The sequence below is a fragment of the Burkholderia sp. SIMBA_051 genome (assembly GCF_046534915.1).
Classification (GTDB): domain Bacteria; phylum Pseudomonadota; class Gammaproteobacteria; order Burkholderiales; family Burkholderiaceae; genus Burkholderia; species Burkholderia ambifaria.
The window spans coordinates 1-325 of sequence record NZ_JAWRXS010000125.1 but is presented as its reverse complement, the minus strand read 5'-3'; the positions used below and the strand labels follow the sequence as shown (position 1 = coordinate 325).

Annotated in this window: 1 pseudogene; it reads left to right on the top strand. The window is 63.7% G+C overall.

The features are described 5' to 3' along the window. Positions 1–325: pseudogene (locus tag SB771_RS33850) on the top strand (hypothetical protein); the annotation flags it as partial.

Below are 325 nucleotides of genomic sequence, written 5' to 3'. Positions count from 1 at the left end.
ACGGCTCGACGCTGCTCGTCTACACCTACGTGACGTCGCGCCCCCACCCCGAAAGCTATATTCCGTTCATCGGGTCACTGGTTGGCGGCGCCGACACGCACTCGTCTGCGGCCGTGTTTCTGTTCGATCCGCACGGCATCCTTAAGAGCGCAAACACCACGGCCTCGAACGTCGGCACAGGCATGACCAGTGGTTCCCACACGGAGCAACGCAGTGCGCCTGTGCGAGGCTCCGAACCGCACGTTGTTATCAAGAGCGTCCAGCCGCCCGCCGTCCAAAGCGTCGAGCCGGTTCCGGAAGAAGACGGCGAGCCAGCGCCGCAAAT